Here is a 1,206-nt window from a genome sequence, read left to right as displayed (position 1 = left end):
ACGGTCGGTGCCCGAACGCCGTCGTTGTCGAACAAGACGAGCCGCGCACCGCGCACGCCGAAGTACTGGTGGCCGGCCTGCATCAGCTGGCCGCCGGGCGTGTGCTGTGCGCCGGGCAGGCTGCCGACCGCGAATTCTTCCGGTGTGCGCACGTCGCACAGGAACAGGCTGCGGCTCGCATCGGCGGCCCATTGATGCACGGTCTGCGCGTTCACCGCTGGCACGTCGAAGCGGGCGGCCAGCGCCTTGGCGGCGGGGCGCAGGTCGGTGTTGCCGCTGTCGTCCGCATAGCGCCGCGTGCCACCATGCTCCAGCGTGTGGTCGCCAAGGTACCAGCCCTGCGTGCCGTTCTCCAGCGCATAGACCGGGTTCGGCAGCCCGAGATTGATGAGCGTCTGCGCGCCGATGATGCTGCGCGTGCGGCCCGCGCAGTTGATGACGATGGGTGTGGTGGTGTCGGGCACCAGTTGCCGCACGCGGTAGGCCAGCTCGCCGTTGGGGCAGCAGGTGGCGCTGGGGATGTTCATCTTGTGGAACTCGCTGACGGGGCGGCCGTCGAGCACCACGACCTTGTCCTTGCGCGCAAGCATCTCGGCGAGCTGGTCGGCGCTGACGCGGGGCGTGTGATAGACCTCTTCGGCCAGTTCGCCAAAAGTCTTCGAGGGCAAGTTGACGCCCGCGAACAGCACGTAGCCCGCCGCCTTCCATGCGCGGGTGCCACCCTGCAGCACATGCACGTCGGTGTAGCCCAGCACGGCGAGCCGCGCGGCGGCGCGTTCGGCTACGTCGGCATCGCCTTCGTCGTACACCACCACCCGCGCGCCGCGGCGCGGCACGAGGCGCGGCGCATCGACTTCCAGCCGGCTGAAAGGCAGGGGAATGCCGTAGAACAGATGCGCCTCGCCGTACTGGCCGTGCTCGCGCACGTCGAGCAGCGCGATCTCGCCGCCGTCGTGCAGCCAGGATTTGAGGGTCTTCGGGTCGATGAAGGAGGTCATGAGGAGAGCAAGTCGTTGGGACGAACGAAGTCCTGCGAGGCCGCAGCGCGCGGCCCGCATGAAGAAAGGAGAGGACGGAAAGAGGGTGCCTAGCGGCGCGTCTGCACGCCGATGCCCATGGTCTGGTACGTGCCGGCTGCCAGGTCGTAGGCGGTGCGCTGGTTCAGCGTTTCGAGCGCGCGGCCGTACATGTGCAGGTGGCGAATGA

General features: G+C 68.4%; 1 protein-coding gene. It reads right to left on the bottom strand.

What is annotated here, in order from left to right; all coding sequences use genetic code 11:
- Positions 1 to 998: rhodanese-like domain-containing protein (locus tag ACSFA3_RS24390; RefSeq protein ID WP_435507958.1), on the bottom strand; the 998-nt coding region annotated here is incomplete at its 3' end.
- Positions 999 to 1,206 lie beyond the last annotated feature (208 nt).

It is taken from the genome of Variovorax glucosi, assembly GCF_051216695.1.
GTDB lineage: Bacteria > Pseudomonadota > Gammaproteobacteria > Burkholderiales > Burkholderiaceae_C > Variovorax.
Note: the sequence above shows the minus strand (reverse complement) of the source record. Positions and strands in the feature narration are given on the sequence as shown.